The organism is Marinobacter adhaerens HP15 (genome assembly GCF_000166295.1).
Classification (GTDB): domain Bacteria; phylum Pseudomonadota; class Gammaproteobacteria; order Pseudomonadales; family Oleiphilaceae; genus Marinobacter; species Marinobacter adhaerens.
Genome location: NC_017506.1, coordinates 3,660,071 through 3,683,985 on the forward strand (window position 1 = coordinate 3,660,071; position 23,915 = coordinate 3,683,985).

The 23,915-nt window shown below is 58.3% G+C and carries 27 protein-coding genes; 11 read left to right on the top strand and 16 right to left on the bottom strand.

The window, feature by feature from the left end; genetic code table 11:
• Nucleotides 1–13: 13 nt before the first annotated feature.
• From tssG to tssB, 5 genes are all read right to left on the bottom strand, one after another.
• On the bottom strand, nt 14–1,030 hold the full coding sequence (tssG, locus tag HP15_RS17200) for a type VI secretion system baseplate subunit TssG (RefSeq protein ID WP_008175716.1): 1,017 nt from the start codon (nt 1,028–1,030) through the stop codon (nt 14–16).
• The gene (gene tssF, locus HP15_RS17205; RefSeq protein WP_014578647.1) at nt 994–2,766 is read right to left on the bottom strand and encodes a type VI secretion system baseplate subunit TssF; all 1,773 of its coding nucleotides are present in this window, start codon (nt 2,764–2,766) and stop codon (nt 994–996) included. The genes tssG and tssF overlap by 37 nt, the downstream gene beginning before the upstream one ends.
• 146 nt (nt 2,767–2,912) lie before the next feature.
• Entirely contained in the window at nt 2,913–3,353 is a 441-nt protein-coding gene (gene tssE, locus HP15_RS17210; protein ID WP_014578648.1) for a type VI secretion system baseplate subunit TssE, read from the bottom strand.
• Between the two features lie 3 nt (nt 3,354–3,356).
• Nucleotides 3,357–4,838, bottom strand: a complete 1,482-nt coding sequence (gene tssC / locus HP15_RS17215; RefSeq protein ID WP_014578649.1) for a type VI secretion system contractile sheath large subunit — start codon at nt 4,836–4,838, stop codon at nt 3,357–3,359.
• Between the two features lie 56 nt (nt 4,839–4,894).
• Complete coding sequence (gene tssB, locus HP15_RS17220; RefSeq protein ID WP_008175709.1) at nt 4,895–5,392, bottom strand: type VI secretion system contractile sheath small subunit; 498 nt, start codon at nt 5,390–5,392, stop codon at nt 4,895–4,897.
• Nucleotides 5,393–5,670: 278 nt separating this feature from the next.
• Between tssB and HP15_RS17225 the strand changes: the two genes are divergently transcribed.
• Together HP15_RS17225 and HP15_RS17230 are read left to right on the top strand one after the other, a co-directional pair.
• Nucleotides 5,671–5,931, top strand: a complete 261-nt coding sequence (locus HP15_RS17225) for an acyl-CoA-binding protein (RefSeq protein ID WP_008175707.1) — start codon at nt 5,671–5,673, stop codon at nt 5,929–5,931.
• Between the two features lie 133 nt (nt 5,932–6,064).
• Complete coding sequence (locus HP15_RS17230; protein ID WP_008175705.1) at nt 6,065–6,382, top strand: site-specific integrase; 318 nt, start codon at nt 6,065–6,067, stop codon at nt 6,380–6,382.
• A gap of 9 nt (nt 6,383–6,391) precedes the next feature.
• Here the strand turns inward: HP15_RS17230 and HP15_RS17235 are convergent, their stop codons facing one another.
• Complete coding sequence (locus HP15_RS17235; protein ID WP_373274850.1) at nt 6,392–6,793, bottom strand: hypothetical protein; 402 nt, start codon at nt 6,791–6,793, stop codon at nt 6,392–6,394.
• A 159-nt stretch (nt 6,794–6,952) separates the two neighbouring features.
• Complete coding sequence (greB, locus tag HP15_RS17240; protein WP_014578652.1) at nt 6,953–7,468, bottom strand: transcription elongation factor GreB; 516 nt, start codon at nt 7,466–7,468, stop codon at nt 6,953–6,955.
• A gap of 302 nt (nt 7,469–7,770) precedes the next feature.
• Here greB and HP15_RS17245 point away from each other — a divergent pair, with 302 nt between their 5' ends.
• The gene (locus HP15_RS17245) at nt 7,771–8,052 is read left to right on the top strand and encodes a hypothetical protein (protein ID WP_014578653.1); all 282 of its coding nucleotides are present in this window, start codon (nt 7,771–7,773) and stop codon (nt 8,050–8,052) included.
• Between the two features lie 17 nt (nt 8,053–8,069).
• Here the strand turns inward: HP15_RS17245 and HP15_RS17250 are convergent, their stop codons facing one another.
• The 8 genes from HP15_RS17250 to ftsY all read right to left on the bottom strand — a co-directional run bounded on the left by HP15_RS17250 (nt 8,070) and on the right by ftsY (nt 16,119).
• Nucleotides 8,070–9,536, bottom strand: coding sequence for a HAMP domain-containing sensor histidine kinase (locus HP15_RS17250; protein ID WP_041645737.1), 1,467 nt, complete (start codon nt 9,534–9,536; stop codon nt 8,070–8,072).
• A complete protein-coding gene (locus HP15_RS17255) occupies nt 9,523–10,203 on the bottom strand; it encodes a winged helix-turn-helix domain-containing protein (protein ID WP_008175694.1) in 681 nt (226 codons plus the stop codon). The genes HP15_RS17250 and HP15_RS17255 overlap by 14 nt, the downstream gene beginning before the upstream one ends.
• Before the next feature lie 103 nt (nt 10,204–10,306).
• A complete protein-coding gene (gene hyi / locus HP15_RS17260; RefSeq protein ID WP_008175692.1) occupies nt 10,307–11,086 on the bottom strand; it encodes a hydroxypyruvate isomerase in 780 nt (259 codons plus the stop codon).
• Between the two features lie 7 nt (nt 11,087–11,093).
• Nucleotides 11,094–12,005 (bottom strand): NAD(P)-dependent oxidoreductase, encoded by a 912-nt coding sequence (locus tag HP15_RS17265; protein WP_014578655.1) that lies wholly within the window; start codon nt 12,003–12,005, stop codon nt 11,094–11,096.
• A gap of 150 nt (nt 12,006–12,155) precedes the next feature.
• Nucleotides 12,156–13,016 carry an RNA polymerase sigma factor RpoH gene (rpoH, locus tag HP15_RS17270; RefSeq protein ID WP_014578656.1) on the bottom strand — a complete coding sequence of 287 codons (861 nt, stop codon included), beginning with the start codon at nt 13,014–13,016 and terminating at the stop codon, nt 12,156–12,158.
• Nucleotides 13,017–13,206: 190 nt separating this feature from the next.
• Complete coding sequence (gene ftsX / locus HP15_RS17275) at nt 13,207–14,214, bottom strand: permease-like cell division protein FtsX (protein ID WP_014578657.1); 1,008 nt, start codon at nt 14,212–14,214, stop codon at nt 13,207–13,209.
• Nucleotides 14,204–14,896 (bottom strand): cell division ATP-binding protein FtsE, encoded by a 693-nt coding sequence (gene ftsE / locus HP15_RS17280; protein WP_014578658.1) that lies wholly within the window; start codon nt 14,894–14,896, stop codon nt 14,204–14,206. The genes ftsX and ftsE overlap by 11 nt, the downstream gene beginning before the upstream one ends.
• A gap of 29 nt (nt 14,897–14,925) precedes the next feature.
• Nucleotides 14,926–16,119, bottom strand: a complete 1,194-nt coding sequence (gene ftsY / locus HP15_RS17285) for a signal recognition particle-docking protein FtsY (RefSeq protein ID WP_014578659.1) — start codon at nt 16,117–16,119, stop codon at nt 14,926–14,928.
• Between the two features lie 161 nt (nt 16,120–16,280).
• On the opposite strand from ftsY, the gene rsmD reads away from it, so the two are divergent.
• Nucleotides 16,281–16,931 (top strand): 16S rRNA (guanine(966)-N(2))-methyltransferase RsmD, encoded by a 651-nt coding sequence (rsmD, locus tag HP15_RS17290; protein ID WP_014578660.1) that lies wholly within the window; start codon nt 16,281–16,283, stop codon nt 16,929–16,931.
• 77 nt (nt 16,932–17,008) lie between these two features.
• Here rsmD and HP15_RS17295 read toward each other — a convergent pair whose 3' ends face one another.
• A complete protein-coding gene (locus HP15_RS17295; protein ID WP_008175676.1) occupies nt 17,009–18,187 on the bottom strand; it encodes a DesA family fatty acid desaturase in 1,179 nt (392 codons plus the stop codon).
• Nucleotides 18,188–18,327: 140 nt separating this feature from the next.
• Between HP15_RS17295 and mutM the strand changes: the two genes are divergently transcribed.
• The 7 genes from mutM (at nt 18,328) to HP15_RS17330 (ending at nt 23,886) form a co-directional block, all read left to right on the top strand.
• On the top strand, nt 18,328–19,140 hold the full coding sequence (mutM, locus tag HP15_RS17300) for a bifunctional DNA-formamidopyrimidine glycosylase/DNA-(apurinic or apyrimidinic site) lyase (protein ID WP_039882121.1): 813 nt from the start codon (nt 18,328–18,330) through the stop codon (nt 19,138–19,140).
• A gap of 184 nt (nt 19,141–19,324) precedes the next feature.
• The gene (locus HP15_RS17305; RefSeq protein WP_008175672.1) at nt 19,325–19,654 is read left to right on the top strand and encodes a hypothetical protein; all 330 of its coding nucleotides are present in this window, start codon (nt 19,325–19,327) and stop codon (nt 19,652–19,654) included.
• A gap of 95 nt (nt 19,655–19,749) precedes the next feature.
• Nucleotides 19,750–20,439 carry a GMP/IMP nucleotidase gene (yrfG, locus tag HP15_RS17310; protein ID WP_008175670.1) on the top strand — a complete coding sequence of 230 codons (690 nt, stop codon included), beginning with the start codon at nt 19,750–19,752 and terminating at the stop codon, nt 20,437–20,439.
• A 41-nt stretch (nt 20,440–20,480) separates the two neighbouring features.
• Complete coding sequence (gene hslR, locus HP15_RS17315; RefSeq protein ID WP_008175667.1) at nt 20,481–20,888, top strand: ribosome-associated heat shock protein Hsp15; 408 nt, start codon at nt 20,481–20,483, stop codon at nt 20,886–20,888.
• Between the two features lie 69 nt (nt 20,889–20,957).
• Nucleotides 20,958–21,812 (top strand): Hsp33 family molecular chaperone HslO, encoded by an 855-nt coding sequence (hslO, locus tag HP15_RS17320; protein WP_008175666.1) that lies wholly within the window; start codon nt 20,958–20,960, stop codon nt 21,810–21,812.
• A 172-nt stretch (nt 21,813–21,984) separates the two neighbouring features.
• Entirely contained in the window at nt 21,985–23,520 is a 1,536-nt protein-coding gene (locus tag HP15_RS17325; protein WP_008175663.1) for a phosphoenolpyruvate carboxykinase, read from the top strand.
• A gap of 87 nt (nt 23,521–23,607) precedes the next feature.
• On the top strand, nt 23,608–23,886 hold the full coding sequence (locus tag HP15_RS17330) for a hypothetical protein (protein ID WP_014578662.1): 279 nt from the start codon (nt 23,608–23,610) through the stop codon (nt 23,884–23,886).
• Nucleotides 23,887–23,915: the final 29 nt, after the last annotated feature.

Consider the following 23,915-nt stretch of genomic DNA (forward strand, 5'->3'; position numbering starts at 1 on the left):
TTCCCTGCCGGATTCACCGGCGAATCTGGATCCGGACCGCCGGTCGGCGCCTGGCCTTTTCCGGGGTCACGAAGGAATTCCAGCCCAGCCGCACATCTTCTCCCAGCTCCATGGGACGGATGTCTTTTGGACGCATTTGAAGCTCCAGGTCGTACGCCAGCTGCTCCCGTGTGGTGAACTCAACGAGCTTGACCAGGCGTTGGTGGTCCTGGCCATTAGGCAGGAAATCCGCAAAGCGCTGTCGGCTGAGATTTCGCAACCGGAGCACGAATTTACCACTGCGATCCCGAATGGCCGATCCCACCAGTGTGTCGCTGCCCAGACAGGCGTTAGCCTGGCCCAGTCGGGTCTGCTGATCATCGGCGATGGCCACCTTGCGCAGGACCCACTGTTCAATACTGACATCATCCAGATCGAAGCAATGGGCAACGATGCCGCTCACCACCTCAGGCGACCGGCTACGACCGGCCATCAGGCCGGAATAGGCCAGCATCTTGGACCAGTTCACCGGTGTCGCCTCCCGCAACCGGCTGTCGCCCAGACCTATCAGGGCAAAGATCAGCTCTGAAAAGCCGTCCGAGGCACCGGGTTGAAACCGAACGTAGTAGCGATACTTGCGCCATGCCCGGTGGAACAGCGTGACCAGGCGATGATTGAAAAAATCAAGAAAATGCCGCCGGATGCCCAGATTCTGCCCCGCTTCCCAGGCCAGGTCTTCAAGGTAATAGCCCGGCAACGGCGACTGTGAGCCGTGCAATCCCAGAAAGCTGACTTCCATCTGATACGGGGCGTGCTCGTGCTCCGGCGACAGCGCCGAAACCACATCGCTACCGGGAAACCCCAGCCCCGCAGAGGCAGAAAACCGGATCCTTTCCTGGCGGGGTTGATCGTCGCTGTTTCGCTCCAGGTCATCCCCGTGGTGCCGGTGAATAAGGTCCACCAGCTGGAAAAAACTGTATCGCCGCGCATTGCCCAGAACGGGTTGCAGCTCGGCTACATCAGCGGCTGCTGACCTTGCTGTAACGTCCATGTGTACCGTTCCTGGTTATCGGTGTTCACCACTTCCAGTTGGTGAAATGCGTTGATACTGGCGTAAAGAGCAAAGAACTGGCTGAGTACCGTGCCGAACAGGTAAAGATCACCCTCCGATGCAAAGGCCTGCTGCTCCAGTTTCAATACCGAGCGAATCCCCCGCACCGGCAGGCCTTTGACCATCCGGTCAACCGGAGCCGTCTCGATACAGGTAATACCAGCAAGACGCTTCTGTGATACCCGCTCCGCCTGACGGTCCACCAGAGCCCGGAAATCATAAACTCGAAGCACCGTGCGCAGAGCATCCACGTCCAGCATGGACAGGTAATTGAGTGACAGATTCGAGATCAGCGTCCACAAAAGGCTGCCATCCAGGGTTGGCCGCAGGGTCGCCGTGGGCCGGGTAATGTTGCTGAAGGCGGCAAACGCCGGCGTGCTCTCGGTCGCCATGCAGATTTCGCCTACCGCCAGTTGGCTGGGCAAGTGGCGGTTGGTGCAGGTGAGGGTCAGGGAAACCGCTTCCTGCCGGCTCAGGCACTCCGACTCGTCGCCCCGGACAAACGACATATAATGATCAAAGCCGTCCCCGCGCACGCTATCCCGGGCCCGGACCCGATAGTACAGGGCGGTCCGTCCTCGATCCCGCTCCACCTCATGCTGGAAACTCTCAAAGGGCGTGTAGATGCGGGGCTCACCGCGCCCGGACCGTCCCTCCAGCCAGCCTTCCACCTGCTCAATGCTGAACACCTCGTAGTGATCCGGCGAGCGGCTGGAAGGCGAAATCCGGTATTCGGTCTGGCGACCGTTCAGGTCCACCGGCTCACCTTCGTGGGTAAACAGGTTCACCGCCGGGGTACAATAGAGCTGGAAATTGTCCTCCCGCACTTTTGCATCCGGTGGCAATATCCGGCTGAAATGGAAACGCAGGCTGATTTCGTCGGCCTGCAGCGCTGGCAGCCGACGCCCGAGTCCGAGAATATCCACAAAACGGAAGGCCTCCGGGAAACTGAGATACTCCTGCAGAATGCGGTAACCGGGGTAGGCGTTCTTGGGATACGGCAACAGGGCCTCTTCGTTGCCAAAACCGACCGGCCGCAAAAGCGAGGCAGGCAGGCGGTAAACAGCGTCGCCCACCACCAGATCGATGCGTTTCAGATAGTGGTTCAACCAGAGAAAAAGGGTTTCGGCGACATGGCTCTCGCCGCCCAGATAAAAGCGCAGGCTGTCCATGCCCAGTGACGACAGGGGCTGATCGGTGTGCAGTGCCAGGTCCACGGTCACTGAGGACACTTCCCGTGAGTGCTCTGCATGGGCCGCGGCAACGCTCACAGGAAATACATCCACCGCCCGGCAAGTGCGGAACCGACACTGGGTCTGGCGATTCGCATCGCCCAGGGGACGGCTCTTGATCTCGGTATGACGCTCTACTCTCTGGCGTTCACTGATTGCATGCAACTGCGGATCGAAGCGCATGATCGTGCAACTGGGTACCGGCCGCAGATAATTCGGCCACAACATGTTCAGCAGCGAGTGCGTGATCTCCGGAAACTCGTCCTCAACCTTTTCCCGCAGTTTGCCGGTCAGGAAAGCGAAGCCTTCCAGCAGCCGCTCCACATCCGGATCGGTACTCTGCTCTGAGAGGAACCGCGTCAGCTGTGGATGGGCATCTGCGAATTCCCGGCCCTGAAGCCTGAGAAAACTTAACTCGTCTCTGTAGAACCGATTTAACCTCATACTGCTACCGCATCCTTGGGAGTATGAGACGGTCGGTACACTTTTCTTCCGGGAAAAAACAAGTCGCTACGCTCAGACATTTTTTTCCCTGCAGAAAAGCATCCCCACCGTCTCCTGCCATCCTTGGTGTTTGCTTATCCGTTTCGTTACACCACCTGGTAGTAACGTTTGTCATCCAATACCAAATCTATGGTTGTTTTGTCGTCTTTCGAACCGACGTTCAGATAGACCGTCACCTGAAACCGCAGCTGTAACGGATCAGGGCCCTGGGGCAAATTAACGACATCCACCCGCTTCACCCTGGGCTCGAACTTCTCGATGCACTGCCGGATCGCGCCACGAATCTGGACGCTCAGATCGTGGGTGCCGAGCGTGGCGTCGTTGAAGTCCAGCAGGCCCAGATCCGGTACGCTGGCACTGTTGCCCGGGTGGGCATTCAGCAGCCGAACCAGGTGGCGCTTGATCGATTCAACAACGCGGGTCACGTCTCCCGTACTCTGGCCAGCCGGTTCAGCAGCCTGCTCGAGTCTCTCGAACAGGCTGCCGCTGCTGGCCTGCGATCCGTCGCTGGCCGGGTGCTGGAACACGGATTAATCCTTGTCCAGCCGGCCAACCAGTGACAGTTCGAAGTTAGCACCCATGTACTTGAAGTGGGGCCGAACCGCCAGGGACACCTGGTACCAGCCCGGATCACCTTCCACGTCAGAAACGGTGACCTGTGCCGCGCGCAGGGGGCGACGGCTGCGGACTTCGGCGGGCGGGTTTTCCTGGTCGGCCACGTACTGACGTATCCAGGTGTTCAGCTCCCGCTCCAGATCCTGACGTTCCTTCCAGGAGCCGATCTGCTCCCGCTGCAGGACCTTGATGTAGTGGGCCAGGCGGTTCACGATCATCATGTAGGGCAGCTGGGTACCCAGTTTGTAGTTGGTTTCCGCTTCCTTCCCTTCCTTGGTGTTAGGGAACTGCTTGGGTTTCTGCACCGAGTTGGCGGAGAAAAACGCAGCGTTATCGCTGCCTTTACGCATGGTCAGGGCAATGAAGCCTTCGTCGGCCATTTCGTATTCACGACGATCGGTGATCAGCACTTCGGTCGGGATCTTGGCTTCCAGTTGACCAAAGGATTCGAACAGGTGCACTGGCAGGTCCTCGACTGCACCACCGCTTTGGGGACCGATGATGTTCGGGCACCAGCGGTACTTGGCGAAGCTTTCCGTCAGGCGGGTGGCCAGCAGGTAGGCGGTATTGCCCCACAGGTAGTGCTCATGGTCACCCGACACATCTTCTTTGTAGTTGAAGCTGCGCACCGGGTTTTCGGTGGGGTCGTAAGGCACCCGCAGCAGGAAGCGCGGCGAAGTCAGGCCCAGGTAGCGGGCATCTTCGGATTCCCGCAGGGAGCGCCACTTGGCGTATTTCGGGCCTTCGAAAACGGCCTTCAGTTCCTTGATGGCAGGTAGTTCCTGGTAGCTGTCGACGCCAAAGAACGACGGTGCCACCGAGGACAGAAACGGAGCATGGGCCATCGCTCCGACGGACGATACGTACTGCAGCAACTTCATGTCGGGTGTGGACGGGGTAAAGGCGTAGTTGCCAACAACCGCGCCGACCGGTTCACCACCGAACTGGCCATATTCCGTGGAATAGATGTGCTTGTAGAAACCGGTCTGGGTAACGTCCGGCGCGAACTCGAAGTCTTCCAGCAGCTCGGTCTTGGTGGCGTGGAGGATATCCACCTTGATGTTCTCACGGAAATCGGTGCGGTCCACCATGAGCTTCAGGCCGCGCCAGGAAGATTCCAGCTCCTGCAGCTTGGGCGCGTGCAGGATTTCATCCATCTGGGCGCTGATCTTTCGATCCAGCTCCACCACCATCTGGTCCACCAGGGCCTTATTCACCGGCTGACCTTTTTCATCGCTTTTCAGCAGATTGGCTATAAATGTTGCCACGCCCTTGCGAGCGACATCGTAACCCTCATCCGCCGGCGCCATGCGGCTGTTGGCCATGACCTGGTCGAGGAGAGAGCCTTCAGTGACGGATTCGGAGGCAGCAGATTGCTGCACAGCAGTATCAGACATACCACATCCTTTTAGTACGTTTTGAATTCAGTCGGAAGTTATGAGCGGGTGTTCCCTTACTCGTTGCTGTCTGTGGCCAATTCCAGTTCGGCCAGCAGCTTGTCCCGGGCGTCGTCGTTGTCCAGCAGTTCCTGAAGCTTGGAACGGAACGACGGTACGTTACCCAATGGGCCTTTCAGGGCCACCAGGGCTTCCCGCAGTTCAATCAGCTTGTTCAGCTCCGGAACCTGACGGGCAACGCTGTCGGGAGAGAAGTCATCAAGGGTCTGGAATTCCAGGTTTACCGGCAGTTCGTCGGCTTCCTCATCCAGCTTGTTGGTCACGGTGGTGGAAAGGGTCAGGCCGGCTTCCTTCATGACCGAACGGAAGTTGTTCTTGTCGACGGAAATGGCCTTGCGGTCTTCGATGGGGGTTTCTTCTGCGTGTCCCTTGAAATCACCAACCACGAACATCTTCAGCGGCAACTCGGTTTCTGCCTGCTGATCTCCGGTGGCGGGGACGTACTTGATATTGATGCGCTCTTTAGGCGCGACGGAACCGTCTTTTGAAGACATGCGCTTGCTCCCTGTGCAAATCATTTGCAATTGTTCAATCCCTTGTACGCACCCTCCTGGCGCGCAACGACCAAAACTCTACACAGATCACTTGCCATTCTCAAGCAAAAACTGGCCAGCTTTCTTCGCGAATGTGCGGCCGGGCAAGCTTTTGCCAGAATACGCGGGATCTCCGATCTGTCATCACTCATAAGAAACTTCAGTCAATGACGGCATTGTTGGCTGTGGCTATACTCGCCCAACGAGCAGGATCAACACGAAACCATAAGGAGATCAACATGAGTGACCTGAAAACCCGCTTCGACGAAGCCGTGAATTACATCCAGACTGCCGAGGGCGACTTCAAACCGTCCAACGAGATGAAACTGGAGTTCTACGCGCTCTATAAGCAGGCCACCGAGGGCGATGTATCCGGCAAGCGCCCGGGCATGATGGATTTTGTCGGCCGCGCCAAGTTTGATGCCTGGGAAAAGGCCAAGGGCATGTCCAGCGATGAGGCCATGCAGAAGTACATCGACAAGCTTGAAGCCCTGAAATAACTGGTGTTCCAGCCCAGACTCTGGTCGAAAAATGACCAGAGTCAATCTTCCTGAATAAAGCTTTGCGCTCGTAAATGAGCTGTCATAAGATGCGCGCAAAATAACAATACCAATTCACCAGGAAGAGTTATTTATGGACATCACGGAAGCGCTGGAACAGTCCCAGCCAGGCTTGGTGGCACGGGTCAAGGACGCCATCCACGAACAAAAGCTCAATCAACGCTCTGAGCAAACCTACCTGCACTGGATCACCCGGTTCGTGCTGTTTAGCGACATGAAAGATCCGGATGCGCTGGCCAACGAAGACCGCCGGCTGTTTCTGGAATACCTGAACGATCGCATGCGGGTATCCCGGGCGCGTTTCAATCAGGCTAGCCAGGCCCTGGCATTTTTCTATGAAGATGTACTTGGTAAGACGCCCGCCGGAGACAACGGCTGCGCCGCAGCCTGATAGCCTGTCTCAACGCTCATTCATATTGATGTTAAGCGCATCGTAAGTGCGGTTCTCGGGTGGGCGGATCACGTAGTTGTTGCTGTGGGTCTGTCCGGGAATGGATTTCGGATTGCTGAACCGGAACTCCACCGGAATCTGTGATCGGCCGAGGTCCGTGCGGCTATCTCCGGGTCGAAGCCCGAGGGGATCCAGGTAGAAGTCGTCTTCAACCCGGGGTTTGAGCGGTACACCCGCAGCCGGTGCCGCAAGGCCACCCTCGATAACGGTATTGGCCAGCGTCTCTTCCTCCATGGAATTCAGCTGGATGGTGTGGATGGTTGAGCGTTCTTCGTACTGGAAAGCACTGTCCTGCGCGTCGCTCTGCGCAAGGGCCGTACCGGCAGAAAATGCCGCAGCCAAGACAAGCACCGTGATTACCCTGCTCTGAACGTTCCCCGCTTCTCCACGCATACCCATGGCATTTACCCCGGCAGACGATCCTGTCTGCGACCAGTTGTGACAAATTTTGATCAGTTTATCTACAAATCACACAACCTGCCCGGGCACTCGCCAATTTTGTGACATCATTCACTTGTCGTCGGATGGCGCCTCGTAGCGAATTCCTACGACAAAGACCGACTTCCAACCTTCCGGGGTGCGAACGCTCACTTCGTCGTCAAGGCGTTTGCCGATCAGGGCCCGGGCGAGCGGTGAGTTGATGCTGAGATAGCCTTTGTTCAAATCAAACTCGTCGGCGCCGACCAGGCGATAGGTCTGTTCGTCACCCTCTTCGTCTTCCACCGTTACCCAGGCACCAAAAAACACCTTGTCCCGGTCATCCGGCAATCGGTCCACAACGGTCAGCTCTTCCAGGCGCTTGCCCAGAAAGCGCACCCGACGGTCGATTTCCCGCAGCTGCTTCTTGCCGTAGATGTACTCGGCGTTCTCGGATCGATCACCAAGAGCGGCAGCTTCCCGCACGGCCTGAGTCACTTCCGGGCGCTTTACCTTCCAGAGATACTGCAGTTCATCACGCAAGGCCCGCTCGCCTTCCGGAGTGATGTATCTGGGGCGTGGGCCGCCATTACCGGGAACCTGGGTCATTGGTCTCGCAACGTCCTCTGCCAGTTGGGAATCATAAATTGGAAGGGCATAAAAAAACCCCGTAAAAACGGGGTAAGGCTAGCGCTGTGCTGGAGGGAGAAGCAAGCAACAAATCTGCAGGCTTCCAAAGCTACAGTTTCAATTATGCACAGCATGGATTACACCGGCGTGGCCGAGGAATTACGTTTTGGTCAGGGAAACTACGAACGCCGGCCCCGGGAATTAGGTTGCAGACTCTAGGTTCGGAGCATAGCGTAGCGCTTATATTCTTTTCGAACGTTTCCATTCTCGGAGAAAACAACATGAATACACAGAAGCTGCTGAACATGGCACTTAATGGCGTGGATGCTATTGGTTACCGGCTCGACCAGTACGGAATTACTGGCAAGGTCAATCGGCACAACATTGCGGCTTTTCTCGCGGCCGAGCAGAGGCATCTGGAAGGTGAGTGGGACAGCATTCAGGTGCGGGTAAACCGTCGCCGCTCCCAGGTGGAAAAGATTACCCACGAGATTGAGTCCCGAAGGGACGCGCTGATTGGCCCCGTGATGTCACGCATCAACCGTTTCCGCGCCAGTCAGTAAGTATTTACGCCGGCGGATCAAGAGGCGGTTCGGGTTTCCCCGGCCGCTGAATCCGTCGGCTGCTCGGCCTGGGCCGCGCGAATGCGTTTGCGGGCTTCAGTGTAGGCGGGAATCTTCACCGCCACGGTAAGCCCCGGCGATTCCTCCCCGGGATGCGTATCACTGAGGACAATCCGGCCCTGGTGAATCTCAGCAACAGCGCTCACCAGGCTCAGACCCAAACCATTCCCCGGTAGCGAACGGCTCTTGCCTACCCGGTAAAACCGCTGGAAGACCTGATCTTTCTCGGCATCGGGAATACCGATTCCACTATCCCGAACTTCAAACACCGCATCGGCACCCTCGCGCCGAACAGATACGCCTATAACGCCATGCTCCGGCGTATATTTGATAGCGTTATCAATCAGGTTGCTGACCATCTGAAACAGCAGGTCGCGGTCGCCCTCGATCATTACTCCGCTTTCCAGGCCCTGCTCGAACGACTGGTCCTTGTCCTCAGCCAGGGCCTCATAGAGCTCACAGGCATCGGTGACCAACTCATCCAGCGGCACAGGTTTCATGTCGGCGGTATTACCCCGGGTTTCCAGCCGGGCGATGCGCAACAACGCGTTGAAGGTGGCCAGCAGCTGATCGGCCTCCGCCACGGCGCGGCCGGCCTGCTCCCTCGCCTCGTCGTTATCCACCGACATCAGCGTGTTTTCAAGCTGGTTGCGGAGTCGGGTCAGGGGCGTACGCAAATCGTGGGCAATACTGTCGGAAACGTGCCGGATGCCCTCCATCAGATACACAATCCGGTCCAGCATCTGATTCAGGTTTTCCGCCAGCTGGTCGAAATCATCGTCGGTGCCACGGGTTGGTATCCGCAGGGAAAGGTGGCCGTTCATAATCCGACGTGAGGTGTTGTTGATAACCTCGATACGCCGGGTCGTACTGCGGCTCATCAGGAAGCCACCAAGCAGCGCAAGGGCAAGGGTGATCCCCATACCCCAGTTGATGGCGGTTTCAATTACCCGCTTGAGGTTAGTGAGTTCGTCGACATCCCGCCCGACCAGCAGGCGCAAGCCACCCTGAACCTCAAAGATCCGGGCACGGGCGAGGCGTTCGGGCCCGGTCCAGCCGACGGATTCGTTCAGGGTGAAGTTGATCCAGCCGCTCTCTGAACGGCTGCCTTCCGGCCAGGTCTCTATGTTGCCGGCCAGCTTCAGAAAGTCGTCGGTGGTCAGCAGATAGATGGATTTGGCGTTGGGGTCGCGGGCAACACGTTCACGGATGATGGTGATGAGGCCATTTACGCCACGGCCACGATACTGCTCCGCCAGACCGGCGATTTCCGCTTCAATGGTTTCGTCGGTCTGGGCGGTCATGAAGCCCGCCGTACGCCAGTAGATAAAGGCCAGTAACAGAAATACCGAGGTGGCGAACACCACCATGTACAGCAGGGCTAGCTGGAAGGACGAGGTCCTGAGCTGGCTAAGCAGTTTCACGTAACATGTACCCTGCACCCCGGATGGTCTGCAGTAAGGGTGTATCGAATTCCTTATCGATCTTGGCTCGCAGCCGGCTGATGTGTACGTCGATAACGTTGGTCTGGGGATCGAAATGGTAATCCCAGACTTTCTCCAGCAACATGGTCCGGGTGACCACCTGGCCGGCATTACGCATCAGGTACTCCAGCAGACGGAACTCCCGCGGCTGGACATCAATATTCTGGCCGGCCCGCTTTACCGTGCGTGCAAGCAGATCCATTTCGAGATCGGCGACCCGCAGTACGGTCTCGGTTTCCGCCGACTGCCGATTTCTGCGCACCAGGGATTCGATACGGGCCAACAATTCGGTGAATGAAAACGGCTTGGTGAGGTAGTCATCGCCGCCGCCACGCAAACCTTCCACGCGGTCGTCCACATCACCCAGGGCGCTGAGAATCAGAACCGGCACCTGGTTTCCGGTCGCACGCACGGTTTTGATAATGGACAGACCGTCCATTCCCGGCAGCATGCGATCTACAATCATGATGTCGTAATCCTCGCTGGCCGCCATCATCATGCCTTCCTTGCCATCGGCTGCATGGTCGACCACGAAGTCGGATTCCTTCAGCCCTTTGACAAGATAATTTGCAACGTCCTGATCGTCTTCGATTACCAGCGCTTTCACCGGCTCTCCTCCCGATAGCGGATTACAGTAACGACAAGGGTACGAAGAAGTTGGCAACCCGGCCAGTTACGATCTTGTAAGAGGGTGTCGCCAATGGCGACGGTCAGGCTTTCCCCGGAAACCAGCCTAGACTGTCACCGGTTGCCCCGGTAGGCCGGTATTCCGCGCTTACCCAGCCGTCATATCCCATGGCATCGATGGCCGCAAAAACATTCGAAAAGTTAATCTCCCCCGTGCCGGGTTCATGTCGCCCCGGGTTGTCCGCAAACTGAATGTGGCCGATCCAGGGCAAAAGACACTCCATGGAGCGCACCAGATCCCCTTCCATGATTTGCATATGGTAAAGGTCGTACTGCAGGCGCACGTTGTCCGCGTCGATTTCCTCGATCAGTGCGAGCACCTTGCCGGAGGTATCCAGTACGAAGCCTGGCATATCCACGCGCGAGTTAATGGCTTCCAGGCACAGGGTGATACCCTCGTCAGCCAGCCTGCCCGCTGCCCAGGCGACATTACTCACCAACGTCTGCCAGGCAATGTCATCGGAAACGTTCGCCGGCTTCAGCCCCGCAAGGCAGTTCAGCTGCCGGCAGCCAAGGGCTTTGGCATAGTCGATCGCCTGATCCACGCCGGCCTGGAACTCCTCAACCCGGTCCGGCAGGCAGGCGATGCCCCGTTCACCGGCGTCCCAGTTACCGGGCGGCAGATTGAACAGCACCTGAGTCAGCTGATTATCGCTCAGCATCTGGCCGAGTCGCTCTTTGGGGTAGGCATAGGGGAACAGGTATTCCACGCCCTCAAAACCCGCGGCCCGGGCCATGGCGAAGCGCTCGGGAAAGTCCACTTCCGTGAACAGCATGGACAGATTGGCAGCAAAACGGGGCATGGCGTGTTTACTCCTTCGGTCCGCGGCCAAGGGAGCCAAGCAGGGCACCGTTCAGATGCTCCAGCTCCAGCAACAGGCCACTGTGGTCGACATCACTGTGGCCATTGGCCACCAGCGACAGGTATTCGTTATGGGTCTGCTGGGCCAGGGGCAGGGTCAACCCTTCCGCACGGGCCTCATCCAGAATCATCCGCATGTCCTTTAGCTGGATCCGAGCCGGCGCGCCGGGTGCAAACTCCCGGTCGATCATCCGCTGGCCGTGCAGCTCCAGAATCCGGCTACCGGCAAACCCGCCCAGCAACGCTTCCCGCACAGCCGCAGGATCGGCACCGCCTTTCGCCGCCAGCAAAAGCGCCTCGGACACAGCACCAATGGTGATACCAACAATAGCCTGATTGGCCAGCTTCGCCAGTTGCCCCGCGCCAACAGGACCAATCCGCGTGCACTTGCCGAGCGCCTCGAACACCGGCCGGGCGCGATCCACATCCGCTTCCGAGCCACCCGCCATGATACTCAGGCGGGCTTCAGCCGCGCCCACAGTACCCCCGGACACCGGCGCATCCACATACCCAGCGCCCTGCTCTGCAACCAACTCGCCATGCCGCCGGGCCACGGAAGGTTGAATTGAACTCATATCAATAACCAGCGCGCCCGGCTTCAGGGCATCAATCGCGCCCTGGGCGACCAGCACCTGCTCCACCACATCGCTGTTCTCCAGCATGGTGATCACCACATCGGCATTGGCAACGGCCTCCGCCGGGGATTCGGCGATCACCGCCTCAGAGGCAAACGGCTCGCACTTGCTGGACGTGCGGTTCCACAGAGTCATTGGAAAACCCGCGTTCAGGAGGTTACGGGTCATGGGCGTACCCATCAGGCCGATGCCAAGAAATGCAATATGGGGTTTAGTCGAGGTCATGGTTAGCTGGCCTTACTCAGAGGTTCGGGGCGTGGTTGGGTGGCGTCTTCCACAAAAGTTAGATAGCCGATTATACAAACAAAAACGCCACCAACCGGAACCGGTGGTGGCGTTTTTTACGACTCAGATACTCAGTGGCTAGCCAATAACTCAGGCCACCTCTGACATCTGTATGCGAATCTTCTTCATCGCATTCTTCTCTAGCTGTCGGATGCGCTCGGCCGAGACGCCGTACCTGTCGGCCAGCTCGTGCAGGGTCGACTTGCTTTCAGACAACCAGCGCTCCCGGAGAATATCCTGGCTGCGCTCATCCAGTTGCCCCAGAGCCTGCATCAGCCGGCCATTGGAATCGTCCGACCAATCCGCGTTCTCAAGCTGGGTCGCCGGGTTGCTGCGAGCGTCTTCCAGATAGTACGCAGGCGCCTGATAGGCGTTGTCGTCATCGTCGTCCTGGGGACCGTCAAAGGCGGTATCCTGAGACGCCAGCCGGCCTTCCATTTCGCGGACAACCCTGGGCTCGACACCCAGATCCTCGGCAACTGCGTTCAGCTCATCGTGGCTAAGCCACGCAAGCTTCTTCTTCTGGCTGCGAAGGTTAAAGAACAGCTTACGCTGGGCCTTGGTGGTGGCCACTTTAACAATCCGCCAGTTACGCAGGATAAACTCGTGAATCTCTGCCTTGATCCAGTGCACCGCAAAAGACACCAGCCGCACACCGTACTCAGGATTGAAGCGCTTGACCGCCTTCATAAGGCCAACGTTGCCTTCCTGGATCAAATCCGCCTGAGCGAGGCCATAGCCGGAATAGCTCCGGGCAATGTGAATCACAAAGCGCAGGTGGGACATAACCAGCTGACGGGCGGCTTCCACATCGCCCTCGTAATGGAGGCGTTCAGCCAGCTCCCGCTCTTCGTCAACTGTGAGCACCGGGATGCGGCTCGCAGCCTGAATATAAGACTCGAGATTCTGACCCGGAACCAGTCTGTCAACCAGTTGTAAACTCGTACCCATGCTCTACCTCCGAACCCAACGGCCCTAAATATATCAATTACCCTTTAGACCGCCAAGAACCCTGAAAGTTCCCGAAATTCCCAGTAAAACGTTATAAAACAACTATCTGGAAAATTCACCGTGGCTTTACTATTTATCAACCTACTCTAATAGAAGCTGTCTCTTCAATACGGTTTTCCCGTTATTCGGATCATGCTCCTCCGGCAATATCACCCGGCTCCATGTCATCCAGATGACGCTTCACGGCCACCCAAGCGCCTAGCCAGCCTAGCAGCATCGAAACAATTATCAACGCCAGGGCGCCATCAATGTGCAGCCCATCCAGGGAAAAGTCGCTCCTGTACAGGCCTGCCAGCCGCTCTATGGGCCCGCTGAGCCACCAAAGTGACAATTGCAGTAATATCAGGGCAACAATCCCACCACCGAGCCCGAACCAGGCGCCGGTGTACAGAAAGGGCCTGCGAACAAAGCTGTCTGTTCCGCCCACCAGCTTCGCAACCAGAATCTCGTCCCGACGGCTCTCGATTGAAAGCCGTACGGTATTGCCGATCACCAGCACAACCGCCGCCGCAAGCAGGATCGCCAGCGCCCATACAGCACGGGCAAGCAGATCCGTCATGGCGTTCAGCCTCTGCAACCAGCCCAGGTCTACCTGAACCCGCTCTATGCCTTCCATGCCCTCGATAAACCGCACCAAACCCTCAACACCCTCAGTGGACCGGGCGCCCTCTTCCGGGGTAATCAGCAGGGTATGTGGCAGCGGGTTATCCTCGAGATAGTCCAGAGCATCTTCCAGGCCCGATGAAGCGCGGAACTCCGCAAGCGCCTGGTCGCGATCCACCAGCTCAACACCTGCCACCCGGCCGTCTCCGGAAATCTCATTACCCAGCACTCGGGCTCGTTCGAGAGGCACATCCAACTGGATATAGGCGGTCACCCGGGCGCTGCTCTCCCAGCCTGCGCTGACTCCCTGAAGACTGGTCAGCAGCAACAGCAATGCCACTGGCAACGCCAGGGCAACCCCCATGACCGTCCACGTCATCAGACTCGCCACCGGTGTATGCAAAAGGCGGTTGGCACTGTCCCTGGCGACCTTGCGGTGATGGATGAAATAACTTTCTGCCTGCTCACGCCAGGGCGCGCGAGCCTGGTTGGCGCCGCGGGTAGGCTGTGCTTTCTTACGGGGATCAGCGGCCATGGACACCTCCCCCGAGAACCGGCGTGCCGCCGACCACCAGACGGCCATGATCCAGTTTCAGCGTTCGACGCCCCATCTCGTTGATCAGGGCGATGTCGTGGGTTGCGATCAACACGGTCACACCCACCTGGCTGAACTGCCCGAACAGATTCATGATGTCCGCAGACAGAGCCGGGTCCAGGTTACCCGTGGGCTCATCCGCCAGCAGCACCGGGGGTTTGTTCACCACCGCCCGGGCAATACCCACGCGCTGCTGCTCCCCGCCAGAGAGCTGCATCGGGTTCATTTTTTCCTTCTGCAGCAAACCCACCTTGTCCAGGGCCGCGCGCACGCGGCGACCCGTATCTCTGGGGGAGGCGCCCATGACCTCCAGTGGCATGGCGACGTTGTCGAACACCGTGCGGTCAAACAACAGTTGGTGGTTCTGGAAGACCACGCCAATGTGGCGACGAATGTAGGGAATCTGGCGTCGGGGCAAACGGTTGAGAACCTGCCCCCCAACCACCACTTCACCGGCACTGGGACGCTCCATCACCATGATCAGCTTCAGCAAGGTACTCTTGCCGGCGCCGGAATGACCGGTCAGGAACGCCAGCTCGCCGCGTTCCAGGCCAAAATTGACCTGTCGCAGAGCGGTGTGATCACTGTCGTAACGCTTGGTGACCTGGCGAAACTCAATCATGGGCGGCTTCCGCGCGGCTGGGTTCCGGGCTATTCGTCAAACAGGGCGTCCACAAAGGTTTCGGCATCAAAACTGCGCAGGTCGTCCACCTGCTCACCAACACCAATAAACCGGATGGGCAACTGCAACTGACGGGCGATGGCAAACACGATACCGCCTTTGGCCGTGCCGTCCAGTTTCGTTAACGTAATGCCACTGACGCCTACGGCCTGCTGGAACACCTGCGCCTGGCTCAGGGCGTTCTGGCCGGTGCCTGCATCCAGCACCAGCATGACCTCGTGGGGTGCGGATTCGTCCAGCTTCTTCATAACCCGGACCACCTTTTCCAGCTCCTGCATCAGGTTGTCCTTGTTCTGCAGGCGGCCGGCGGTATCGGCAATCACCACATCAACACCACGGGACTTGGCCGACTGGATGGCATCGAAAATCACCGAGGCACTGTCAGCGCCGGTGTGTTGCGCCACCACCGGAACCTTGTTGCGCTCACCCCAGACCTGCAACTGCTCAACCGCAGCGGCACGGAAGGTATCGCCGGCGGCCAGCATGACCGACTTTCCTTCGTTCTGGAATTTCTTGGTGAGCTTGCCGATGGTGGTGGTCTTGCCCACCCCATTTACGCCCACCATGAGAATCACATAAGGCGTCTTGCCGGAGTCGATCTGCAGTGGCTTGGTGACATCCTTCAGCAGACCATGCAGTTCATCCCTCAGAGCCTTACGCAGGGCCTCGCCGTCTTTGAGCTGATTGCGCTCAAGCTTGTCAGTGAGTGAATCGATGATTTCAGAAGTGGCGGTTACGCCAACGTCTGCCATCAGCAGCGTGGTCTCGATTTCCTCCAGCAGTTCCTCATCGATTTTCTTGCCAAGCGAGAACATGTCGGACAAGCCACCGGTCAGGCTTGCCCGGGTTTTGCCCAACCCCTTTTTGATGCGCTCGAAAACGCTGACCTGCGGCTCCGGTTCCGGTGCTTTCTGCGGTTCTTCCGCGGGCTCGGGCTCTGGAGTCGGTTCCGGCTCAGCCACCGGCTCTGGTTGTGGCTCTGCGGCGGCAGGCGCTTCAATCTCGCCCTCTTCCGGCTCTGGTGCCGGCCCTTTGGAAACCTCGGGCTTGCGCTGCGGCACCGGCTTGGGGCGTGGTGCCCGGCTACGGTTGCCGACGATATCCAGGACAAATACGAGCACAAGAAGGGCCAGGAGGCCGATTGAAATCCACTCTGCCGTCATAAAAATCAATCCATCAGTCTGAATGGGCGGGACAAAGAAAGCCGGTATTCTAGCAGACTGTCCCGGTGAAGTGAGGGTCGCTCCGATTATCGCGACCGTAAACGTTTCCGGTAAGATGCAGGCACATATCCTGAACCGAATATTTCCGTGGAGCGGCGGCTATGGCGCGCAGACAATCCGCAAGCAGGTCTCACCAGACGAGATCCCCAGCCGGTCGCGAGGCGGCTCCGGCTGGCAAAGGCAGCGGCACCGGTGAGCTGCGAATCATTGGCGGCGACTGGCGCAGCCGCAAACTGCGCTTTCCGGACGCCGGTGGCGTTCGACCCACCCCCGCGCGCACCCGCGAAACCCTGTTCAACTGGCTTGCCTTCCACCTTGCCGGCAGTGACTGCCTCGATTTGTTCGCCGGCTCCGGCGCCCTCGGGCTCGAGGCTCTTTCCCGGGGTGCCGGGCAGGCCACCCTCGTGGACCACACGCCAGCCCTGGCCAGAGCACTGCGGGACAACCTCCGGTTGTTGAAATCCGACAACGGCGAAGTGGTGTGTTCGGACGTCGAAAGCTATCTGGCCCAGAGAAACCGGCCGCCATTCGATATCGTGTTCATGGATCCGCCGTTTCGCCAGGGCTGGCTCGAAAAGCTGTTTCCGTTGCTGGAACAACAGGCGTGGATCAAACCCGGCGGCTGGGTTTACATGGAACACGAGAGCGAGCTGCCACCCCCTTCTGTGCCCGTTTCCTGGCAGCTGCACCGGCAAAAAAGTGCGGGACAGGTCACCTACTCCCTGTTCCGGGTTATTTCCAGACCAGAATAAAAAAGGGCCAGATGAACGCTTTCATCTGGCCCCGGATTCCCCGCCGAAGCAGGTTTACGTCGATTCTCTACCCGGCATCAGGCCGAGGGGCGCAGCGAGTAGGCCCGGAGGTGCTCGGCGAACTCTTCCAGATAGCGGATACCGCTGGCTTCCGCCTCACGGCACCACTCCATCAGCGCGTTCAGCTTGTCCTGGGGTTTGAGCCCACGCTGACGCCAGAGCGCCTGCAGCTCGTGGCTCTTCTCATAGATCTGGCGCAGCACCGCATTGCGCTCCAGCACAGACTCGAGGGTTTCCTTCTCCTTCGGCTGAATCAGTGTGATCTCACGGGAGAGCAGTTGCTTGAGCTTCCGGTAACGGGGACGGATCTCATCGTCCATCAGCGACTTCTGCTGGCGCAGGACCGGCTCCATGACACGTTTACGGTACTGGCGCATGATATCGAACCGGTTATTGGCTATGGCCTGAACCGTTTCCACATCCACCTCCAGTTTACCCGGCACATGGTGGGCAATGGGTCGATAACCCTTGGGCTTGGCCAGTCCGAACAACTGGAACAGGCGGATGTAGCCCCAGCCGATATCCACCTCGAACCAGCGGCGAGACAGCTTGGAGGAGTTGGGATAGGTATGGTGGTTGTTGTGCAACTCTTCACCGCCAATCAGAAAACCCAGTGGGCTGATATTGCGGGCGTTATCGGCACATTCGTAGTTCCGGTAACCCATCCAGTGGCCGATACCGTTGACCACTCCGGCAGCCCAGACTGGAATCCACATCATCTGCACCGCCCAGATCCAGATACCGTGAACGCCAAACAGGGCCAGGTTGATTACCGCCATCAACGCGATGCCGAGCATCTTGTAGCGGCTGTAAACATTGCGCTCCACCCAGTCTTCCGGGGTGCGCTGACCATAGCGCTCGAGGGTTTCGGGCGTCGCCGACTCGGCATAGAGCTCGGCGCCCTGGAACAGCACCTTGCGAATACCCAAGACGACCGGGCTGTGGGGATCTTCCTCGGTTTCGCACTTGGCGTGGTGTTTACGATGGATGGCGGTCCATTCCTTGGTGTTCTGCGCAGTGGTTAACCAGAGCCAGAACCGGAAGAAGTGTTTCAGGGCCGGATGCAGGTCCAGAGAGTTATGCGCCGAATGGCGATGCAGGTAGAGCGTTACACTGACAATCGTGACGTGTGTCATTCCGAGGGTGACCAGAATGAGCTGCATCACCGACAGGTCAAGAAGACCATTAAACCACATAGCAAATCCTCAAAATCAATATCTTTGGCGCGAGGCCAACCTTCACACTTTAGCGTACAGCTGTAAGCCACAACAACAGTATTTGGATGCAAAATTGTTACTGATTACACTTAGTCGTTTTCCACCGGAGATTCCCGCCCGTGCCTGAACTGCCCGAAGTAGAAACGACCCGACGGGGTATAGCACCCCACTGCGAAGGCGAGACAATAACCCGAGTGACAGTCCGCAACGGCAGTCTGCGCTGGCCTGTTCCGGCCGATCTGGGCGAGAAACTGGAAGGTCAGGTGATTAAAAGTGTAGACCGCCGGGCCAAGTATTTGTTCCTGAACATGGACCGGGGCACGGTGATTGTTCACCTTGGCATGTCCGGCAGCCTGCGCATCATCACTGACAATACCCCTCCCCTGACCCATGATCATATCGACGTGGCATTACAGTCTGGCGTCATCCTTCGATTCAACGACCCACGCCGGTTCGGCTGCTGGCTGTGGGCTGATTCCGCCGAAGAGCACCCGCTGATCACCCACCTGGGTCCGGAACCCCTGGCCCCGGAATTCAATGGCGCGCACCTGTTCCGGCTCTCCCGCGGCAAAAACACACCGGTGAAATCGTTCATCATGGACAATCAGGTGGTCGTGGGTGCCGGTAACATCTATGCCAATGAAGCGCTGTTCAAATCGGGCATTCATCCCCGGCGCAAGGCCGGGAGAATCAGCCTCGACCGCTATCACAGGCTGGCCGAAGCCATCCGGGAAACGCTCAGCGCCGCCATTCTGATGGGCGGAACCACCCTTCGGGACTTCGTGAACAGCGATGGCAAGCCCGGCTATTTTGCCCAGTCCCTGCTGGTGTACGGCCGGGGCGGCCAGCCCTGCAAGGAATGCGGGGCACCACTGAAGGAAATCCGGATGAACAATCGCTCAACGGTTTACTGTCCCCGTTGCCAGCGCTGAACGCTTACCAGATCGCACATTCTGCAACGAAAAATCGTTTGAAAATGCGCAAATATGATTCATAGTTAACAGAGGATTAACGCCCACGGTTTACAATAGGATGGTATCCGGTTGATACGATCCGGGTTTGCTTTTTTTTAAAGCACTACCCTTTCAGGGCCACTAAAGCTCAGGAGACAGTAAGATGACCCGCAAGATTTCCCGCACCCTGGTAGCCACTGTGGCGGCCTGCCTGTTGGCATTCTCATCCCTCGGGCACGCTCAGGCCGTGGACGAAACCCCGTCGGCACTGGCAATGACCGGTGATGCGATTTTTGTTCGCCCGGCCTTGCTGGCTACCACCATCGTGGGCAGCGCTGTCTACCTGGTCTCCCTGCCCTTCTCCCTGCTGGGCGGAAACGCTGATGAAGCAGGGGAAGTTCTGGTAATGGGCCCGGCCAAGGCGACCTTCGTGCGCTGCCTGGGCTGCACCCGTACCGGCAAGAAACCCGAGACGGTCCAGACCAGCAACTGATCCGGCTCCATCGGGCGCGCCTCCGTACTATCACGGCTTGCCCCGACGAGCGAACTCCGGCAGCCTGAAGAAAATTCTTTAGGCTGTTTCTCTCTATGGTTGACTGGTCCTCGCTTAACACGGTGTTCCTGGATATGGACGGGACACTGCTGGATCTGCATTTCGATAACCACTTCTGGCTCGAGCATCTGCCGGCAAGGTACGCCGAGCACTACGACCTCCACCCCCAGGAAGCGAAAGACCGCCTGATTCCGATGATCATGGCCGAGCGCGGCTCACTGAACTGGTATTGCACCGATTACTGGAGCGAGCGGCTGTCCCTCGACATCACGGGGCTGAAAGCAGAGGTAGGTGACCGGATCGGTTACCGCCCCCACGTCACGGATTTTCTCGATGCCCTCCGACAAGCCGGGCTTCACTCGGTGATTGTCACCAACTGTCACCCCGACCCCCTGGCCCTGAAGCTGAAACGAACCGGCCTTGATACACGGGTGGATGCCATTGTTTCCAGCCACCAGTTGGGCAAGCCCAAGGAAGATCCCTCGTTCTGGCAGGACCTCCAGCGAGTAACGCCTTACCAGGCCGAAAGCACCCTGATGGTCGACGACAGTTTTCCGGTGCTGGAAAGTGCGTTGGCGGCCGGCATTGCCCAATGTCTGGCCGTATTGGCGCCGGACAGCCAGCAAGAAGCCCGGGAGCAGCACCCGGAAATACCCTGTATTCATCACTTCGATGAAATTCTCCCCGCGCTTCGCCAGCGGTCGCCCCTGCCATCCGGCCGATGACAGGGTTATAATTGGGCTACAAGCCCATCAGGTGAGGAGACATGACGGCATCAACCGCTGACGACCAACGTGTAAGACTCGATAAATGGCTCTGGGCCGCCCGATTCTACAAGACCCGCTCCCTGGCCAAGGAAGCGATCGAGGGTGGCAAGGTCCACTACAACAGCCAGAGATGCAAACCCGGCAGGCTGGTGGAAGCCGGCGCAAAGCTGACGTTGCGCCTGGGCTGGCAGGAAAAAATCATTATTGTTGATGACATCAGCGACCGGCGCCGTGGTGCACCCGAAGCCCAGAAGCTCTACCACGAAACCGAAGACAGCGTTAAGAAACGCGAGGAAATGGCCTGGCAGCGTAAAACCATGCAGGCAGCGCAGCTTCCTCCGGCCAGACGCCCCTCAAAGAAAGACCGAAGGGACATTCAGCGCTTTCGCGAACAGAACGGCCTCTGAACCCTTTATTACATCCCCGCCCTCAGTCAAACGTGCAACGACCGGCATTCAGCATTCAGGAGACACAACATGGCAGCCCGCGACCAGTTCCAGCGCTTTATCTTTGAACACAGCCAGGTGCGGGGAGCCTGGGTTCAGCTAGCGGACAGCTATCAGGAAATCGGCAGCCAGGCGCCCTACCCGGACACGGTCCGGGAACTCCTCGGAGAAGCACTGGTGGCGAGCATCCTGATGAGCAGCACCCTGAAGTTTGAGGGTACATTGTCGGTACAGGCCCAGGGGGAAGGGCCTCTGCGCACATTAATGGCCGAGTGCAGCCACGACAGACACATCCGCGGCCTGGCCCGCTTTGATGAGCATGCGGTCAGCGAAGACAGCTTCCACGATCTGCTCGGCGAGGGTCGGATGGCTATTACCATCACGCCCAACCGCGGCAACCGTTATCAGGGCGTTGTACCCCGGGATCAGGAGACACTCGCCGGCTGCCTTGAGGAATACTTTGATCGCTCGGAGCAGATTCCCACCAGCCTGTTCCTGTTTGCCGACGAAAACGGCGCCGCCGGCTTGATGCTACAGCGCCTGCCGGGCGCCACAGAGGAGGATGAAGACCTCTGGGACCGGGTAAACCATCTGGCCCGAACCGTGGAAGCCTCCGAATTACTGGAGCTGGACAGCGAAACCCTGCTTCACCGCCTGTTCCATGAGGAGACCGTACGCCTGTTTGACTCCGAACCGGTCGCCTTCCAGTGCAGCTGCTCACGGGAGCGTACCCTCGGCGCCCTGGAAGCCATCGGCCGCGAGGAGTGTTACAGCATCCTCGAGGAAGAGGGCTCTATCGAAATGGACTGCCAGTTCTGTCATGCTCACTATCGCTTCGATAGAAATGATATTGATCATCTTTTCACCGGTCATACGCTACACTAGAAACACGTTCGATTAGCCGGGAACCCGCTGATAGCAAGGCTTCCCGGGCAGTCGTTTTTTACCGGCGTCTCTGGCATAATAGCGCGCCTGAATTGACCCGATTGCTCAGATTTCCGTCAATTTTAGGAAGCGGCCTGAGCAATCACTAAGACATCCCGAGGGCGAGGTCGAAGTGAGCAACACTTATAGTGATCTGAGTACAGCACGACTGGTTGAGGTGGCACTGGCGCGTGAAGAAGGCCAGCTGGCATCCAACGGTTCCCTGGTCGTAAAAACCGGTGAGCGCACGGGCCGGTCTCCCAAGGACCGTTATATTGTCGAGGAGCCCAGCACCTCGGACGATATCCACTGGGGTCCGATCAACCGTCCTTTCGACGCTGAAAAATTCGACGCCCTCTGGGATCGTGTTGAAGCCTACATCGCCGAGAAAGACCAGTTCGTGTCTCACGTTCATGTTGGTTCCGACCCGGAACACTACCTGCCGGTCAAAATGACGACCGAGACCGCCTGGCAGAATCTGTTCGGCCGCAACCTGTTTATCCGTCCGGACAGCTATAACCCGGCCGACAAGCAGGAATGGCAGATCCTGAACGCCGCCAACTTCGAGTGCGATCCCGAGCGCGATGGCACCAACAGCAACGGCTGCGTGATGATCAACTTTGCCAAGCGCAAGGTTCTGCTGGCTGGCATGCACTACGCCGGCGAGATGAAAAAGGCCATGTTCTCCGTGCAGAATTTCCTGCTGCCGGAGAAAGACGTTCTGCCCATGCACTGCTCGGCCAACGTCGGTGAAGACGGCGAAACCTGCCTGTTCTTCGGTCTGTCCGGCACTGGCAAGACTACCCTATCCGCCGATCCGCACCGCTTCCTCATCGGTGACGACGAGCACGGTTGGGGCCCGGGCACCGTATTCAACATCGAAGGCGGTTGCTACGCGAAGTGCATCGACCTGACCCGGAAAAATGAACCGATCATCTGGGACGCCATCCGTTTCGGTGCCATTGTCGAGAACGTGACCATCGACCCTGAGACCCGTGAGCCGGATTACACCGACGTATCCCTCACCGAAAATTCCCGCTGCGCCTACCCGCTTGAGCACGTTGAAAAGCGCGTGATCGAGAACCGCGCCGGTGAGCCATCTCACATCGTGTTCCTGACCTGCGACATGACCGGCGTCCTGCCGCCCGTGTCCATCTTGAGCCGCGAAGGCGCCGCTTACCACTTCCTGAGTGGCTATACCGCTCTGGTTGGCTCCACCGAGATGGGTTCCTCCTCGAAGCTGAAGTCCACCTTCTCAACCTGCTTCGGTGCGCCCTTCTTCCCCCGTCCGGCCGGCGTTTACGCCGAGCTTCTGATGAAGCGGATGGACGAGTTTGGCAGCAAGGTCTTCCTGGTCAACACCGGCTGGACCGGCGGTCCTTACGGTGAAGGCCAGCGATTCAGCATTCCGACCACCCGTGCCATCATCGCCTCAATCCAGAATGGCGACCTGGACGACGTGGAAACCGAACACCTGCCGACCCTGAACCTGGACGTGCCCAAACATGTTCCGGGCGTGGACACCGAGCTGCTGAACCCGCGCAACACATGGGTAAGCCCGGACTACTACGATGGCAAGGCCCAGGAACTGATCGCCCAGTTCGTCGAGAACTTCAAGAAGTTTGACGTGGCAGATTCGATCGTCGAAGCCGGTCCGAAGCTGAGCTGAGTCGATTACGGCAAGTAAGGAAAGCGCCCTGCGAAAGCACGGCGCTTTTTTTGTATGATAGCCCAACACACTCTAGGAAACGGCTTCATGAAACAGCGTCTACGCCAGCTCTTTTCGTTTATTCTCAAACCACTGGAATCCGGAAAGGTTGGGCCCAGCTACAAAGATTCGCACCGCACCGTGCTGAATGTGGTGGGCGTCCTGTTCCTCGTTCTGGCGACGGTGTCAGCGGCCATGCTCGTTTACACCGGCAAGGCAGGCGCCTTGATCCCCGTGCTTGTTTTCTTCGGTATTGGTGGCGTGTCCCTGGTCGTCGGGACGTTGGGCTCGGATGCCGCGGTGTCGAAGATGTGGGGCAATCGGTGAGCTGAACCAGTTCCAACAAGGAGGTTATT